15 protein-coding genes are annotated in these 16,319 nt (G+C 68.1%); 8 read left to right on the plus strand and 7 right to left on the minus strand.

What is annotated here, in order from left to right; all coding sequences use genetic code 11:
• Positions 1 to 96: 96 nt before the first annotated feature.
• Complete coding sequence (locus ACN469_RS40855) at positions 97 to 561, plus strand: hypothetical protein (protein WP_498777363.1); 465 nt, start codon at positions 97 to 99, stop codon at positions 559 to 561.
• Between the two features lie 149 nt (positions 562 to 710).
• On the opposite strand, the gene ACN469_RS40860 is transcribed toward ACN469_RS40855, so the two are convergent.
• The 4 genes from ACN469_RS40860 to ACN469_RS40875 form a co-directional block, all read right to left on the minus strand.
• Positions 711 to 1,352 (minus strand): Nramp family divalent metal transporter, encoded by a 642-nt coding sequence (locus tag ACN469_RS40860; protein ID WP_498777365.1) that lies wholly within the window; start codon positions 1,350 to 1,352, stop codon positions 711 to 713.
• Positions 1,353 to 1,388: 36 nt separating this feature from the next.
• Entirely contained in the window at positions 1,389 to 2,138 is a 750-nt protein-coding gene (locus ACN469_RS40865; RefSeq protein ID WP_498777367.1) for an RNA methyltransferase, read from the minus strand.
• 149 nt (positions 2,139 to 2,287) lie between these two features.
• Positions 2,288 to 3,271: an aldo/keto reductase gene (locus ACN469_RS40870; RefSeq protein WP_498777369.1), complete on the minus strand. Its 984-nt coding sequence runs from the start codon at positions 3,269 to 3,271 to the stop codon at positions 2,288 to 2,290.
• Positions 3,272 to 3,428: 157 nt separating this feature from the next.
• Positions 3,429 to 4,835: an alpha/beta fold hydrolase gene (locus ACN469_RS40875; protein ID WP_498777371.1), complete on the minus strand. Its 1,407-nt coding sequence runs from the start codon at positions 4,833 to 4,835 to the stop codon at positions 3,429 to 3,431.
• 134 nt (positions 4,836 to 4,969) lie between these two features.
• Between ACN469_RS40875 and ACN469_RS40880 the strand changes: the two genes are divergently transcribed.
• The 3 genes from ACN469_RS40880 to ACN469_RS40890 all read left to right on the plus strand — a co-directional run bounded on the left by ACN469_RS40880 (position 4,970) and on the right by ACN469_RS40890 (position 8,410).
• The gene (locus tag ACN469_RS40880; RefSeq protein ID WP_498777373.1) at positions 4,970 to 6,664 is read left to right on the plus strand and encodes a histidine kinase; all 1,695 of its coding nucleotides are present in this window, start codon (positions 4,970 to 4,972) and stop codon (positions 6,662 to 6,664) included.
• Entirely contained in the window at positions 6,661 to 7,353 is a 693-nt protein-coding gene (locus tag ACN469_RS40885; RefSeq protein ID WP_498777375.1) for a LytR/AlgR family response regulator transcription factor, read from the plus strand. The genes ACN469_RS40880 and ACN469_RS40885 overlap by 4 nt, the downstream gene beginning before the upstream one ends.
• A 91-nt stretch (positions 7,354 to 7,444) precedes the next feature.
• Positions 7,445 to 8,410, plus strand: a complete 966-nt coding sequence (locus ACN469_RS40890; protein WP_498777377.1) for a class I SAM-dependent methyltransferase — start codon at positions 7,445 to 7,447, stop codon at positions 8,408 to 8,410.
• Between the two features lie 141 nt (positions 8,411 to 8,551).
• On the opposite strand, the gene ACN469_RS40895 is transcribed toward ACN469_RS40890, so the two are convergent.
• The 3 genes from ACN469_RS40895 to ACN469_RS40905 form a co-directional block, all read right to left on the minus strand.
• A complete protein-coding gene (locus tag ACN469_RS40895; protein ID WP_498777379.1) occupies positions 8,552 to 9,067 on the minus strand; it encodes a DUF2306 domain-containing protein in 516 nt (171 codons plus the stop codon).
• A gap of 44 nt (positions 9,068 to 9,111) precedes the next feature.
• Positions 9,112 to 9,642 carry an RNA polymerase sigma factor gene (locus ACN469_RS40900; protein ID WP_498777381.1) on the minus strand — a complete coding sequence of 177 codons (531 nt, stop codon included), beginning with the start codon at positions 9,640 to 9,642 and terminating at the stop codon, positions 9,112 to 9,114.
• 167 nt (positions 9,643 to 9,809) lie between these two features.
• Positions 9,810 to 10,826, minus strand: coding sequence for a neprosin family prolyl endopeptidase (locus tag ACN469_RS40905; protein WP_498777383.1), 1,017 nt, complete (start codon positions 10,824 to 10,826; stop codon positions 9,810 to 9,812).
• Between the two features lie 239 nt (positions 10,827 to 11,065).
• Between ACN469_RS40905 and ACN469_RS40910 the strand changes: the two genes are divergently transcribed.
• From ACN469_RS40910 to ACN469_RS40925, 4 genes are read left to right on the plus strand one after another with little or no spacing between them, the layout of a single operon-like run.
• On the plus strand, positions 11,066 to 12,079 hold the full coding sequence (locus ACN469_RS40910) for a DUF2169 family type VI secretion system accessory protein (RefSeq protein ID WP_498777385.1): 1,014 nt from the start codon (positions 11,066 to 11,068) through the stop codon (positions 12,077 to 12,079).
• Positions 12,076 to 13,134 carry a beta-ketoacyl synthase N-terminal-like domain-containing protein gene (locus tag ACN469_RS40915; RefSeq protein WP_498777387.1) on the plus strand — a complete coding sequence of 353 codons (1,059 nt, stop codon included), beginning with the start codon at positions 12,076 to 12,078 and terminating at the stop codon, positions 13,132 to 13,134. Before ACN469_RS40910 ends, ACN469_RS40915 begins: the two co-directional genes overlap by 4 nt.
• Positions 13,131 to 14,258: a DUF4150 domain-containing protein gene (locus ACN469_RS40920; RefSeq protein ID WP_498777389.1), complete on the plus strand. Its 1,128-nt coding sequence runs from the start codon at positions 13,131 to 13,133 to the stop codon at positions 14,256 to 14,258. The genes ACN469_RS40915 and ACN469_RS40920 overlap by 4 nt, the downstream gene beginning before the upstream one ends.
• 12 nt (positions 14,259 to 14,270) lie before the next feature.
• Complete coding sequence (locus ACN469_RS40925; RefSeq protein ID WP_498777391.1) at positions 14,271 to 15,002, plus strand: hypothetical protein; 732 nt, start codon at positions 14,271 to 14,273, stop codon at positions 15,000 to 15,002.
• Positions 15,003 to 16,319: the final 1,317 nt, after the last annotated feature.

The following is a 16,319-nucleotide window of genomic DNA, read 5'->3' on the forward strand; positions in this document are numbered from 1 at the left end:
ACCAGAGCCAGGGGGTGCGCTGGAACCCGGGGAAACGGCGACGTGATTGAATGCCGGTCCGACACGAGCGACCTCGCTCGTCGAGCACGCCCACGCATGCCTCGTGAGCCACCCATCGTCCTGCCCGTCCTGCTGCCGCTGCTCCGGCATGCGAACCCGTGGGCGCTGCTCCTGGCGAAGGAGGCGGGCTATCCGCTCTCCACCGCCAGCCTCCTCTCCGAGCGCTACGCACTGAAGAGCGATGAGAAGCCCTTCGTGAAGGAGCTCCTCGGCCGCAAACGGAACCTGTGGGTCTTCCGCTGCGACCAGCGCCGCTTCGCGGGCGACTTCGTCGTCGTGGACATGGCGGAGCCAAGGCCGGCGCGGCGCCAGGTGGTGGTGCTCGACCTCAAGATGGGTGCGCCCCTCGTTCTCGGCGGAGGTGGGGCCGGTGTGCAGCTCACCCACGCCCAAGACGCGGTGGAGGGCGTCGCGGCGCGCAAGGGTGTCATCGCACCGGGCACGCCCTATGTGCTGGCGACGGGCGACAAGGCCGTCATCCTCGCCTGGCTGCGCGCGTGACGGCCTCCGGTGTGACCCGGCGTCTCGTCCTCGCTCAGGGCGCCGGGGTCGTCTGGAAGCCCGGCCCGGGGTCCCGCTGGACGCGGCACTTGATGAGCGCTTCACCCTAGACCGAGCCAACGACGCCCCACCACGGAGAGCCCACCCGGCTACATGACGAGCGACGCGAGCAGGTACACGTTGACGCCCAGCACCGCCGAGGTGGCCAGCCACGCCAGCGCGCTCCAGCCCGGTGACAGCGCGAGGGCTCCGAGCCGACGGCGATCACTGGTGAGCAGCACCAGCGGCACCACGGTGAAGCCCAGCTGGAGGCTCAGCACCACCTGGGACACGATGAGCAGCTGACCCGCGCCCTGGTCCCCCGCCAAGAGGATGACCGCGAGCGCCGGGCAGAGCGCGACGCCCCGGGTGATGAGCCTGCGCACCCACCGCCGGACCCTCAGACGCAGGAAGCCCATCATCACCACGTCACCCGCCAGCGTGCCGGTGATGGCCGCGCTCTGTCCCGCCAACAGGAGCGCCAGCGCGAAGACGGTCGCCGCCAGCGGGCCGAGCAACGAGGACAGCAAGGCGTGCGCGTCCGACAGCTCGACCACCTCGGTGTGTCCGAATCGATGGAACGCGGAGGCGGCCAGAATCAGGATGGCGGAGTTGATGAACATCGCCGCGCCGAGCGAGTAGAGCGTGCTCCACGTCGCGTCCCGCACGGCCTCTCGCCTGCCGCTCTCCTCGCGAGGGAGGTCGCGCGTGTTGACGAGATGGGAGTGCAGGAAGGAGCGAGCCTGTGTCACCAGGGCCAGACTTCCTGGCCTGACTCGCGTGACGCCTCAGCCCTTCTTTTCGGACTCTGGACGCGCCGTCGGGCCCACCAGGCGACGCGAGAGCTGCTTGAAGGCGGAGAGCCACAGCTCCACCTCCCGCCTCGTCAGCGCCGAGCGGGTCAGCGAGTGGGTCATCTCCGCGAGCAGCGCATCCGGTCCCTGCGTATTGAGGAAGCCCACCTCCAGGAGGACCATTCGCATCCAGGACTGCAGCGCCTGCACCAGCCGCAGCGGCGCCCCCTCCACCGCGCCCGGCGTCGCCACCTCCACCTGCTCGCGCGCGCAGAGGTACAGGAGGACCGCCGCCGCCTGCGCCAGGTTCATGGAGGGCTGCTCGGGCCGCGTGGGGATGACCAGCGCCTGCTGGCAGTGGGTGAGGTCCTCGTCGGACATGCCCCGCTTCTCGCCGCCGAGCACCAGGGCCACCTTGCCGCGCTGGGAGTGCAGCGCCATCAGGGCCACCGCATCCTCGGGCGAGAGGGTGGGCATGCCGCGCAGGTTCTGCCGCGAGGTGGTTCCCACCGCGAGCACCACGTCCTCCAGCGCCTCGGGCAAGGTGGGGACGATTCGCGCGGCCTCGAGGATGTGGCCGGCGTGCACCGCCATGCGCCTCGCGCCGTCCATCTCCTGAAGCTGGGGATCGGAGAGCACCAGCTCCGCCACGCCGAAGTTCGCAGCCAGGCGCGCCACGGCGCCGAGATTGTCCGGACCCTGCGTCTGGTGCAGCACGACACGCAGGTGGGAGGTGAGAGCCATGCTGCCACCTTACTGGCCACGCGCCGTCTCCGTCGCGAACATCCGCGCCGTCGTGCCCCTTGCGCCTGGAGCACGAGCCGGCGGGGGCGACGAGGCGGGCTCCAGGCAAGAGGCCCCGCCGCCCGCGACGGCAAGCGAGTCACCTCGCGTCAGCGATTCACCGCGCTCATGTCCGGGTAGCGCTGCCCCGTCGCCGCGCCCACCGGGAACACCGAGTCGAGCTGGGCGAGGTCCGCGCCCGTGAGCTCCACCCGCGCGGCGCCCGCGTTCTGCTCCAGGTACTTCACGCGCTTGGTGCCGGGGATGGGCACCACGTCAGGGCCTCTGGACATCACCCACGCGAGCGCGAGCTGCGCGGGCGGCACGCCCTTCTGCTTCGCGAGCTGCTCCACGCGCTGCACCAGGTCCAGGTTCTTCTGGAAGTTCTCTCCCTGGAAGCGCGGGTTCTGGCGGCGGAAGTCGTCCTGGGGCAGGTCCTCGAAGCGCTTGAACTGGCCGGTGAGGAAGCCGCGCCCCAGCGGGCTGTAGGCGACGAAGCCGATGCCCAGCTCGCGCACCATGGCGAGCACGCCGTCCTCCTCCACGTCGCGCGTCCACAGGGAGTACTCGGTCTGCAGCGCCGAGATGGGATGGGTGGCGTGCGCCTTGCGAATCGTCTCGGGCGCGGCCTCGGAGAGGCCGAGGTAGCGCACCTTGCCCGCGCGCACGAGCTCCGCCATCGCGCCCACCGTCTCCTCGATGGGCACCTTCGGGTCCACGCGGTGCTGGTAGTAGAGGTCGATGTGGTCGACCCCCAGGCGCTTCAGCGAGTCATCGCACGATTGCCGCACGTAGGCCGGGTCGCCTCGGACGCCCAGGAACTCACCCTTGGGACCGCGCACGTTGGCGAACTTCGTGGCCAGCACCACCTGCTCGCGGTGGCCACGGATGGCGCGGCCCACGAGCTCCTCGTTGGTGAAGGGCCCATACATGTCCGCGGTGTCGAGGAAGGTGATGCCCAGCTCCAAGGCCCGGTGGATGGTGCGCAGGGACTCGGCCTCGTCCCCCGCGCCGTAGAACTCGCTCATCCCCATGCACCCAAGTCCCAGCTCCGACACCACCAGTCCCTGCCGTCCCAGCTTGCGCTGCTTCATGGTCATGCCTCCGCGTGCGAGTCCTGTCGCGCGCTGAAGGTGTGGCTGGGGCAAGAGGGGTGCACCGACCTGGTGACGGACGGAAGACGGGCTGCCTCCTCGACAACCGCGAGGTCGCGGCCCTTCTCCCGCCCGTGTGCGGAGCGAGCAGTCGACCTCAGCGCTTCGTCTCGATCTTCAGTCGCTCGTCGCGAAGCTTCTCGCCCTTCAGGAAGGTCTTCATCCGCTCGAGGATGCGCGGGTCCGACTGGAAGAGGCCGTCATGTCCCGCGCCCTCCAGCACCAGGTGCACGGCCTGGGCGAGCCCGGGGCGCAGGGCCTCCGCGTTGTCCGGGCTCGTGCGCCCATCCAGGGTGCCGCTGATGAGGAGCACGGGCGCCGTGGCCTTCAGCGGGCCTCGGAAGGAATCGCCGAGGTCGCTCACGCCGGGCACATCCCCCGCCAGCAGTGCGCCTGGGTTGGCGCTGCCACCGAGCAAAGCCTTCGCCGCCTCACGTTCGATGAGGGCGCGTCGCGCCGGGCTCACGCCGGAGGCCGCATCCATGGCGAGCGACATCGGCCTCAGCATCCCTTCGCGCAGCATGCCCGCGAAGGGCGCCATCGCCTCGTAGCTCCCGGCCTCCAGCGCGGGGAGCAGGGTGAGGAAGCGCCGGAAGGTGGCGGGGTCTCTCAGGGACTCGAAGGTGGCGCGCTGAAGGTCGAAGGGGCTGACCTTCCAGGTGTGACGCTCCCCCTTCTCCGGGTCCGTGAACTCCACGGTGCGGGGCTCGCGCCGCAGCGCCTTCAACAGCTTCGCCAGCCGCGCTTTCAGGCCCGGTCCGCGCTCGCCCTCGGCGCGCAGCACGGCCTCCCAGCGGTCGAGCAGCACCTCCGCGTGGGCAGGCCGCTTCCAGGTGTCGTCCGGCCCCTCGATGCCGGCGAGGATGATGTGGTCCACCCGCTGGGGGTGGCGCCGCAGGTAGGCGAGGCCCAGGTGGGTGCCGTAGCTGATGCCCCAGAGGTTGAGCTTCGGCGCGCCCAGCGCCTTGCGCAGCACCTCCAGGTCGTCGGCGCTCTCCTCCGTGGTGTACGCGCCCAGGTCCACGCCCGCCGCCGCCCAGGTCCGGCTCGCCTCGGCCGCGGCCTTCTTCATCGTGGTGTCGAGCAGCGCCTCGTCGATGCGCTGCTCGAGCGGGACAGCCCAGCGATGCGCCAGCTCGAGATGAGGGTTCGACTCACCGGTGCCGCGCTGGTCCAGTGCGATGACATCGGCCACCTCGCGCAGGGCGAGGAACAGGTCGAAGCGGCCATGGCGCGCGGCATCGATGCCGGAGCCGCCCGGGCCACCAGCGAGGTACACGATGGGTGCCGCGGGCGACGGGTTCGTGCTCTTGAAGCGCACGAAGCGCAGCGGCAGGCCCGGACCCTCGGGGCGAGCGTGACGCAGGGGCACGGTGAGGGTGCCCTGCTCGGCCTGAACGCTTCGACCGTCGCGGGCCTGAAAGGTGTGGGGTCGCAGTTCCAGGCCCTGAGCCTGGGCCAGGGACAACGGAAGGATGAGGGCAAGCAGGAGCACGGCGCGCATGGCGTTCCTCCGAGAAGGTCTTCAGCGCGGAGGATGCGGTGGCCAGCACGGCCCGTGGGGTGCCGGTCGCCCAACGTCTCGCGGCGTCGCCGGAGCGCGCGTGGTACGTCGTCGGGCTGCGTATGCTGCGGCCCATGATGTCCTCCGCCCTCTTCGCGGGATGCCTCGCGCTCTCGCTCGCCGCCTCGGCCGCGCTGCCCTCCGCGCGGCAGGGACTGGTGCAGGTGAACACGGAGGAGCTCTCCTCGGAGGTCGCGCTCTCTGGAGACACACGGGGCTGGCGCACGGTGGCGGCCGACCAGGTGAACGAGGGGACGGGCCCCTATTGGCTGCGCACACAGGTGGACGTGCCCCCGCGTGAAGCCGGAGCCCCGACGCCAGCCCTCGCCCTGTCGGTGCTCGGGTCATGGGAGGCCTGGTGGGATGGCGGGCCCCTGGGCCGCAACGGACAGGTGGGGCGGACACCTTCGGAAGAGGTACCAGGGCGCGTCGATGCGCTGTTCCCGCTTCCGCCCGAGCTCAGCGCGCCGGGTCCTCACGTGCTGACGATGCGCATCTCCGCGCACCGGCTCGGCTTCCAGCCCGTGAGCACCCTCCACTACCTGCAGGTGGGCGAGGCTTCGTCCCTCGCTCGGGCGCGGATGCTCGGCCTGGTGCCAGCCCTCTGCATGCTGGGCGCACTGGTGCTGATGGGGATCTACCACCTCGCGCGCGTGCGGCTCGCTCACGGCGGGCTCGCCACGCTCCTGCTCGGCCTGCTGTGCCTCGCCGCCGCCGCGCTCGTCCTGCTGGAGGCGTGGCGCGGGCTCGCCAACTATCCCTACCCACAGCACGCGGTGCGGCTGCGACTGCAGGCGGCGGCCGTGCTGGCGGTGGCGGCGCTGCTGCCGGCGACGGTGCACGCGGCCTTCGGCGAGCCACGCCGCTGGCTGCGGTGGACGGGACTCGGACTGGGGCTGCTCTCGCTCGCCTTCGTTCCGGGCTTCGATGGCAAGAACAGCATCGCGCTCGGGGCGTCGCTCGTCGTCTCCACGGCGCTCTCCGTGCGCGCGTGGCGCAGAGGAGAACCGGGGGGGCCCCTGGGGGCGCTGGCGGGGCTCGGTTTCGCCGGAACGCTCTACCTGTTGGAGCCCTGGGGCTTCTCCGAGCGCGGCTTCTTCCTCGCCTTCGGAGGGCTGTTGCTCTGCCTCACGGCGGCACATGCCCGGCAGCAGCGCCGGCAGCAGGAGCGGTTCGAGAATGCGACGCGCGCCGCGGAGCGCCTGCAACTGGAGTTGCTCAAGCGCAGCCTGCAGCCGCACTTCCTGATGAACACGCTGGGCGCGCTGAGTGAGTGGGTGGAGACGGAGCCCGCGCAGGCCGTGCGCTTCATCGAGGCCCTGGGCACGGTGTACCGGCACCTGCTCGCCGTCTCAGGTGAGCGCACCATTCCGCTCGCTCGCGAGTTGGAGCTGTGCCGCGCCCATCTGGAGGTCATGGGCTGCCGACAGGGCACGGCCTTCCACCTGGAGACCGAGGGCGTCGATCTGGAAGCCCCCGTCCCCCCTGCCCTGCTGCACACGCTGCTGGAAAACGCCTTCAGTCACAACCGCTACGTCTCGCCCCACACCTTCCGACTCGAAAGCAGCCTCGTCGCCGAGGGCGCGGGGCCGCGTCGGCGCTACGTCTTCCTCGCGCCGGTGGGCACGGGCACGCGCCAGGGTGGCGGTGACGGCACCGGCGCGCGCTACCTGCGTGCGCGCCTGGAGGAGGCCTTCCCCGGTGCGTGGCGGCTCGAGGATGGGCCTACCGCCGTGGGGTGGATGACGCGGGTGGAGGTGCCGGCGTGAGGCTGCTCATCGTGGAGGACGAGCCGCTGGCGGCGCGCCGTCTCGCCCGGCTGTGCGAACAACACCTGGGGCCGGACAGCCCACCCCCGCGCGTGTGCGCGAGTCTGGACGAGGCGCGCGAGCTGCTGGCGGAGCGCACCGTGGACGTGCTGCTGCTGGACTTGAACCTCTCGGGCGAGGACGGCTTCGCGCTGCTCACGGAGGCGGCCGCGGGCGCATTCCAGACGGTGGTGGTCTCCGCGAACACCGATCAGGCGCTGCGCGCCTTCGAGCTGGGGGTCCTGGACTTCGTGCCAAAGCCTTACACGCCGGAGCGGCTCGCCCTCGCGCTCGGCCGAGTGGGGAGCCGCTCGGCCACTCCCTTGCGCACCCTCGCGGTGAGGAAGGGCGGAGGCGTGGTCCTCGTGCCCCTGGACTCCGTCGCGTACATCCAGGGCGCTGGCGACTACGCCGAGCTGGTCCTGCGCGGAGGCGGCACCGAGCTGAGCGAGAAGAGCCTGGAGCGGCTCGAGCAACTGCTCCCCACCGACTTCCTCCGCGTCCACCGCTCCTATCTCATCCGCGTGACGGATATTCGCGAGCTCGTCGCCTCGGAGGGCTCGCGCACCGCGGTGGAGCTGAGGGACGGCACGCGATTGCCAGTGGGCCGCAGCCGACTGGGAGCGCTGCGCAAGCGACTGGAAGCATAGGCCTTACCGTGTGCATCCGTCGAGTTCGCTTGCCGTGACGGGATGGATTGTGTCTGCTCCGAGCCATCCAACCGTCGGGAGAACCACGCCAATGTCGAAAGAGGGAGTCAGCGTCCTGGCCAAGGAGGTTGGAGACGACTGGAAGGAGCACGCGTACTACGAAGAAGTCGAGCGCTTCATGCCTGACACCTGGCGGAACCTCATCTTGCCCGTCATCGGCGAGTGTGACTTCTCCTCGTCCCTGGACCTCGCGGCCGGTCACGGTCGGAACACGGAGTACCTGCTGCCGCTCGCGCAGCGGCTCCACGTGGTGGACATCAACAAGGAGAACATCGACTTCTGTCGTCGCCGCTTCGCGGGACGGGATTCGAAAATCACCTACGTCGTCAACGACGGCTCGTCGCTCTCCGCGGTGCGCAGCAACTCGGTGACGCTCACCTACTGTTTCGACGCCATGGTCCACTTCGACAGTGACGTGGTGCGGGCCTATCTGCGCGAGTTCTTCCGCATCCTGGAGCCGGGTGCGCACGCGTTCATCCACCACTCGAACTACACCGCGAACCCGTGCGGGAGGTGGATGGACAACCCCAAGATCCGCAACTTCATGAGCAAGGACCTCTTCGCGCACTACGCGCACAAGGAGGGCCTGACGGTCGCATCTCAGCAGGTGATTGACTGGGGCGGGGCTCCAGAGCTGGACTGTCTCTCGCTCCTGCGCAAGCCAAACCCTATCACCCGCCTCGGCGGAAACCACACGCGGCGCGACGAGATGCTCTTCGTGCTCGCGGGCGCCCACGAGTCGGCGAAGGCCACGCTCGCCCGCCCGGCGACGCTCACGCTGGATGCGCACGCCCACAAGTGGTGCGGGCGGCTCATCGTCCAGCAGGGAGACAAAGTCCTCGCCACGTTCGACGTGCATGAAGAACAGACGCAGTCGAAACTGTGCGTCTTCGAGGCCGAGGCTGGTGAGATTGTGTTCCGCGCCGAGGACCGGGGCGACGGCCTTTTCGAGGCCTGGGTGAGAGGAATTGACGTCCGCTGGCGGAAGCAGCCGTGACGTCCCAGGCCTGAGCAAGCGAGGCCCCGTCACGCGCACGGACTTCAACGCGTGACAGGGCGGCTTGACGGCGTCTGCGCGATTCCTGTCAGGCGCTCCGGCGCCGGTTGAAATGGCGCAAGCAGGAATGGATTGCGCGCGTCACGCCACCGAGCCGACCACCGGGCTCCTTCGCGCGAGCGCCCGCAGCTTCAGCACCTGGTACGTGGCACCGAGGAGGAAGAAGACCACCAGCGCGAGCAAGGCGGCTTGCACGGGCGGCGACTCCGGACTGCTGGCGATGGGCTGGCCCGCGGGCAGGCGCGTCAGCGTCTCGTTGATTCCGGGCACCAGCAGCACCATGAAGCTGGCGGACAGCGTCAGCGTCTCCACGTAAGGCGTGGAGCGGCCGAACGCACCCACGCGCGAGGCGACGACGCCCACCGCCATGAGCACGAGCGCGAGCAGGCCCAGGCCGTGGCCCGGGTTGAAGCCGCCCGTGCTGGAGAGGCCGAACGACGTGAGAATCGACGCCACCATGCTCAGCAGGTACAGCCGTCCCACGCGGTTGCCAGGGTCGATGCGGCCGTCGCGAAGGAAGGCCCAGCCACCGAAGATGAGGGGGGGCAGGCTGACCACGGTGTGGATGATGCCGAGGGTGGACATGGGATTGGCCATGACAAGTCTCCTTCTTCGGATGTCGATGAGGCGGGGATGAAAGGTCAGGCCAGCAGGTATTCGCGCACCATGGCGCGGGCCCGATGCAGGCGGCTCTTCACGGCGGGCACGTCTTCGCCCAGGCGCTCGGAGATTTCGCGGATGGACAGCTCCTCGAAGTCGCGCAGCAGGACGACCTCGAGGTAGTGCGGAGGCAAGGACTCCAGCGCGGAGGCCACGTCGAGCCGCGCGGACTCTGGGCTGTGCGAGACCACCCACTGGTCCGCCAGCGCCTCCTCGTAGGGGTCCTGCTTGAGCGTCACGCGCCCCAGGCGGCGGCACTCGCGCTGGACGATGCGGAACAGCCAGCCCGACAGGGACGCCAGCTTCCGGACCGAGCCCAGGTGACGGGCCAGCAAGAGCAGCGACTCCTGGACCGCGTCGTCGATGTCGTTGATGAAGCAGCGCTGCTGCGCGTACCGCCGGAGGTTGGGCTGGAGCGCCTGGAGCAGACGGAGCATCGCGTCGCGATCACCCGCGTGGGCCGCGAGCAGCATCGCGTCGGGAGCAGCGGGCAACGGGTGGGCGGCGGCCATGCGAGTCCCTGGAAGGCGGTGGCGGGGAAAATGCCCTGCCTTGCCCACTAAGAGGCGGGCACCCGCCGAACGGATTCGCGGCCTGGACGATTTTCTCCGGACCCGCGCCGCCCGGGGCCCGAGCGGCGCGTCAACTCCTTGAATCTACAGGCCACTTCGAGCGGAGGCTACCCGCCGCCGTTGCCGCCGTAGCGGAGGTTGGCGAGGCCCGGGTAGTACAGGCCGTAATACGCGGCGTTGGAGACGTACGACTGCGCGGCGCCCATGAGGTAGCAGTTGGCGCCGTTGTGGGTGCACATCTCGTCGATGGCGCCGGAGGCCGCGTTCGGGGGGAACAGGCCGTTGCCCATGTCCGTCACAGGTGGCAGGCGCGCGCCCGAGTCGAACACCTCACCGTACCAGTGGGCCATGTCGCCCGAGGTGAAGGCACCGCCCCACCGCGAGCCGGGGAAGTAACCCACCCACGCATCGTTGAAGTACACCCACCAGTCGGTTCCCGAATAGAGGACGAAGAAGCGGGGCTTCGCGCCGATGTAGCCGCTCAGGTCCATGCCCGGGTAGTAGCTCGCGTGGGTCTGCACCCAGCCCGTGACGTGCTGGAACACGCCGCCCACCGTGTGGCCGACGAGCAGCGTGGGATAGGTCGTCTGGAACTTGCGGTAGCCCGTCGCGACGATGGAGGTGCTGGCGCCCCGGACCATCGACACCACCGTGCTGGCCTGGTCCAAGGTATGGGCGACCTGCGGGTTGTTGATCTGGATGCGCGCGCCCACGCCCGCCGAGTAGCCCGTCTCCGACGTCGGCTTGTACACGCCCACGTAGTAGATGGAGTCGGCGCTCGCGTGGACGGGACGATTGTCTTCGGAAGCGCCGGGCGTCGAGGGCAGCCAGGACGCGAGCGGGCGCGGCGGCGCGGGGTTGTGCACCGCCTGGGGAACCTGTCCGCTGGGGCAGAGCCGGGCCGTGGAGACCCGGGCTTCTTGCCGTGAGTCTCCGTCGACGAGGGCCGTGGGCGGTGCCTTCACGCGCAGCGCTTCGGTGGAGAGCGGGATGCAGCGGTAGTCGCGCACCGCCGCGGTCTGGTCCTCCTGGGCTACGGGCTCCTTGGAATCAGGAGCGCCACAACCGAGGGCGACGAGGGAAAGAAGACAAGCGATGCGGGGGAACAGCGAACGAGGCGTCATGATGACTCCGGGGCCCAGGACTTGGGGCCAGTCAGGGAGCAGCGCACGGCGCCGCCATACTTGTCTCGGCTTGGACTGAACGCCAGTCTTTCCGCGACTGGGGCAACAATGACTCTCACCACCGAGGCGCTACATGCGTGGATCGCATCGACCAGACAGAAGGTATCCAAGGCCTCCTTGTCTGGCGTTTAGATTCGGCGCAGTATAGCCAGGACTCGCGCAAGCCAACGTACCCATTCATGCCCAAGCTCGAGAACCTCACGCCGTTCGGAGCGATCTCGTTTCCGTCCTTGGACGCGGCAGGATGCGAGCAGTTGGTCGTCTGCGTATCCGGACGCTTCGAGTTGCCCCGTGCCGGACGTGCTTCAGACACGCCACCTGCGCGGAGTGATCGGCAGGAGCACCCTCCACTGGCGGACAGCTACTGGAGCGACCCAGCGACGTCCAGCTTGCGCATGGAGGGGCAGAGCACCTGGTACCGCCCGGCGACCGACATCTACATTTCAGGCCGAGCATGGGCCCCGCGCGGGCGACCCGTGAAGGAAATGCAGGTGGCCGTCCGGATTGGACCCTGTCAGAAAATGCTTCAGGTCATAGGCGAACGCGTCTGGGCACGCGGAGTGCTGACCTTGCAACCATCAGCGCCCCTGCCATTTGAGTTCCTGCCACTCGTCTATGAGCGAAGCTTCGGTGGACCCACGGAGGCTCGAAATCCCGTGGGGCGAGGGTTCCATGGCTCTTCCAAGGCGGCGTTGGAACAGCCCCTACCGAACGTCGAAGACCCAGCGCATCGCCTGACGCATTTCAGCCAGCAGGTGCCACCCATGGGGCTCGGTCCGCTCGCGCGACACTGGCAGCCGCGACTCGCCTGGGCCGGAACCTATGACGCGGCCTGGGTCGAGCAGGGAGTTCCCCTCTGGCCAGCTGACTTCGATCCCCGGTTCTTCCTGGCCGCGGCACCTGGGCTGTCCGCTGCTCCCTGGTTGAAGGGAGGCGAGCCCGTAGTGCTCTCGGGGCTCTCGCCGGATGGGCCGCTGTCCTTCCCACTGCCCCGACATCGCCTGGTCATCAAGGCCATCTTCCGAAACCAGGTCGAGCGACGACCCATGGCGCTCGACGCCATCCATCTCGAACCCGACGAGCGCGCGCTGACCCTCATCTGGCGTGCATCAGTGCCCGTCCATGGCTTGCTGCCCACGCACGAGTACACGGTGGTCCGGGAGCTGGAACCTTGGGAGGAACCCCTCTCGTGACTCCGAGAACCGAAGCAGTGGCAGTGCTTGGACTGGGGCTCTGCACGCCGCTGGGGCTGACTGCGCACACCACGCTGGTGGAAATGGCGGCCGGTACGGTTCGATTCTTCCTGACGGGAGTCCTGGACTCGACCGGGGAGCCTGTCCGGGCCTCGCTGCTGACACTGCTGGAGGCACGGTGTTCTCGCACCGAGCGCGTCGTCGCACTCGCGGCAACGGCGCTTCAGGAATGCCTCGATGGCGTCCATTTGGATGGGAGAGAGGCCCTTCCCTTGTTCATTGCCCTCCCGACGAACGGCAGTGGCGCGGAAGTCGAGCAGGCACGCGTGTTGGACGCGCTCGCCAAGGTGGCCTCGCCCTACCGAATCCATCTGGCGGAGGAAGGGCTCTGTCACGAGGGACGAGCAGGTTTCTTCTCGGCCCTGGCGCTGGCCATGGAAGCGCTGCAAGCGGGTCGAGCACGACAGGTGCTGGTAGGTGCCGCCGACTCACTTTGCGACCCGGTCTCACTGAAGCAGTTGCTCGGCATGCATCGACTGCGCTGTTCGACGGTCCGCGACGGAATCATTCCCGGGGAAGGAGCAGGCTTCGTGTTGCTCACGCGGGCCTCGACAGCCAGATACCGGGGATTGCGCCCACAAGGTCACATCCTCGCCGCCACGGTAGCGAAGGAACCCCGCCCCATGACGTGTGGCAAGCCCAGCCTGGCGGAAGGCCTCTCGACGGCGTTCCGCCACCTGCGCACTCATCCGACAACCGAGATGAAAAGAGTCGCGCAGGTGCTGTCCTGTCAGACGGGCGAGACCTTCTGGGGACATGAGTTCAATCGGGCCTATCTGCGAAATGCCGCGCTCATGCCCGAGCCGCTACGCGTCGCGCTCCTGGCGGAAACCCAGGGAGACGTAGGCGCCGGCGCCGGTGTGGTCCAGCTCGGTCTGGCGCTTCAGTTGTTGGGAGAGCAGGCTTCGGTTCCAGCGTCCGAAGCCAGGATGCTCGTCTATGGCTGCTCCGACGAAGGGAAGGTCGGAGCCTGCATCATCGGGAGGGCACCATGACCGACGTCTTCGCCAATGGGAGGACCATCGTCCATGCGGGTGATGGAGGGACCAATACCAGCGCGGCTCCCGACGTCTGCAAGACTCCCTCGCCGGGAGGGCCCGTGCCGGTACCGTACGTGAACGTGGCCAAGAACAGCGACCTGACCGACGGAAGCACATCGGTCACCATCGACGGGAACCCGGTGGCGCTCAAGAGCTCCAAGCTGGGTACGAGCACGGGAGACGAAGCAGGCACGGCGGGGGGTGGGCTCGTCTCGTCCAAGACGAAGGGGAAGATGACCTGGGGCACCTACAGCCTGGACGTGAAGTTCGAGGGCAAAGGTGTCGTGCGCTTCATGGACGTCACCCAGCACAATGGAAATACCTTCAACACAGCCTTCATGCAGGATGGGGAATGTGGCTTTGCCTATGGGGATGATCCGGTCGGCGAGGATTGCCCCAGGGCCTGTGGGTACGAGAAGGCGGAGCACCGGATCCTGGAACGGCCCGAGAGCACCGCGCTGACCATTCAGCTGATAGGGACACTCGACCTCATCAGCATGAATCCCAAGCTGAGCTTCCTGGCCGTGTTCAAGAAGAAAGGGGGCTACATGGTCGGGGTGCTGGTGTGCGAGTGCCGGAGGAAGGTCTACGCCGCCATGTCCGGAGACGACCAGGCGCTGGACGGCTTCAAGAAGGCCGTCGACTTGATCAATGAGAAGGATGCGCTGAAGCGCTGGGTGGTGTGCGCTCCGGTCGACTTCTCCCAGCTCCGGGATGGCATGGACCTCATCCCCAACGGGCAAAAGCTCTTCACGGAGACCCTGCCCGCTCCCGGAAATCCCCCGGGGGCATGTGCGGCGCCCAAGCTCATCCAGCAGGCGCACCGGGATGGACACAAGCCGGGAGCCATGACCGAGATGTTCTACTTTCCGGAGCCCGCCGTGGCGCGCGCCAACAAGAAGAGCAAACTGGAGATTCGAACCACCGTCGGCGTCACCTATTTCAAAACCCTCGGGAAAGAGACTCGACAGGTCACCGAGGAGTTCCGGCATGGTGATGTCGTGCCATCCTGCGATACCTGCCAGATTCATCTGACGCCCATGCTCTGCCCTCCCCACAAGCCCTGCCCTGAGTCATGAGGAGACTGCTTCATGGTGAATGACCTCATCGCGCTCCTGGGCCGGTACGATCCGGGTTACCCAGCCACCATCCGGGGGGCGTCCATGGAACGCATCGCGCATTTCGCGGACCTCGTCGGCCGTGAACCGCCACCTCGTTACATGGAGTTCTTGCGGAAGATGGGAAGCAGCATGGGAAACCTGGAGCTTCCCTCCGTGAGCTTCGACCTCGACGCGCTCATCGAAAGCCTCGAGTCGGAAGAATGGCGTCCGCCCCCTCGCTACGTCCTGGTGGCCATGGAATTGAAGGACCCCTATTTCGACTACTACCTCGACCTCGACTCCCCCAGTGACGATGACTTCTGGGTGGTCCGGTTCGAGACCGGTGGCAACGCCGTGTTCGAGGGGCGTGTCCACCCGAGCTACCACTCGCTCAGGGCCATGCTGTTCTCCCTCGGGTTCTTGTACAAGCGCCTGAAGCCCATGCCCGTCCGGACGACGCTGATGATCTCCCTCACGAGGCAACAGGGAAGCAACGCTCCTCAAACAGAGCAGTTCGAGGCCCTGAAGCAGGTCGCCCTGAAGCTGGGGTTCGAGCGCCTTGCACACACAGGGCCCTCCTGCCTGCTGCTCGATCGCGAGGACGCCGCCATCTACGCGCACCACCCACCCCGAGGCGGGCTCATCGTCGAGGTTGCCTCGACGAGCGAAGCAGGATTGTCGAAAGTCACGGAGGTGCTGCGTGACAACACCCTCCTCGTCTGACGCCCTGAGTCCCCGCCGCGGGAGCCAGAACCTGAGGGAGCATCCCGAGGCGGCGGCATTCCTGATGGAGTTTCAGGAGCGGCACCTTTCCGAGGTGGAATTCCTTCTCCAACAGCGGAGGCGCTCGTTCGTCACCCCTGGCTGCTCCTGGATGGATGCGGAGGAGCTCGAGTCGCGGCTCGCGCGCCACGTCGGAGCCCTGCGCGCGTCCAGGGACGTGGCGGTGGCGTGTGCTCGCGAACTCCTGGTTACGGGAGACGAGGGGCAACTCCGGGCGGGGCTCCATGTCCTGGCCTCCCTTGCGCTCGATCCATGCGACCTCGACGGCCTCCTTCAGTCCCGCGAAAAAGACCTCACAGCCGTTCTGACAGCGTGGACCGAGGCGCTGGTCCTTGTATCGAACCCAGGGTTCGCCGACTTCTGTATCCTTGCACTGAGTGACAGACGTCCCGAGGTGCGGGCAGCGAGCGCGGCGCTGCTGGGACACCGGAGAGAAGGCGCGCCCTCCAGGCTTCTCGCGCTGCTCGACGACGGAGACGCTTCCGTGAGGGACGAGGCGGCCCTCGCTCTCGCCCGGCTTCGCCATCAACCTGCCCTCGCCCGCATTGAATCCCAGCTCTCCCATGAAGCCCCTCGTGCAACCGAACCCTTGGCCCGCGCCGCGCTGATGCTGGGCTCGAAGCTCGCGCTGCCCCTCTGTCGACAGCGATGCGCCGAGGGACAGGGGACTCCACCGCTCTTGAGATTGCTGGGGTTGGCGGGTGACGCACAGGCACTGCCTGTCTTGCGACAGGCATGCAAACATCCAGAACTCACTGCCGCGGGGCTCGACGCCATGGGAATGCTCGGACTGGGCGCGGCGGTGACCGAGTTGCTATCCCACCTGACACAAGAATCGGCACCCGGCGCGCAGGCTGCCGCCAGGGCACTTGGACTCCTCAGTGGCGCGGACCTGAAACAGCGAGCACGTGTGGCCTCGGATGAGGTGGAGTCCGAAGACGGGGACTTTGAAGTCGAGCAGTGGAGCCAAGACCCCGAGCCATGGCATCGATGGTGGGCAACCCACCAGCACCGGTTTCATCATGGGGCGAGGTGGCGCCATGGCCGTCCATTCAACCTGGGTGCCTGCCTCGATGAGCTGAAGGGAGCCCTGACGCCACCGGAGATTCGAAGTCGCGCCGCGCTCGAGCTCACGCTGCAGGCTCGAAGGCCCTTCGACTTCGAGCATGACTGGCCCGTCCCCCGACAGCGGCAGAGCCTGTCCGCCTGGGAATCCGCTCGAGGCGCTTCCAGCAACCAGGACTGAGCCGACCTGCT

The sequence above is a fragment of the Corallococcus terminator genome (assembly GCF_049194865.1).
Lineage (GTDB): Bacteria > Myxococcota > Myxococcia > Myxococcales > Myxococcaceae > Myxococcus > Myxococcus terminator_A.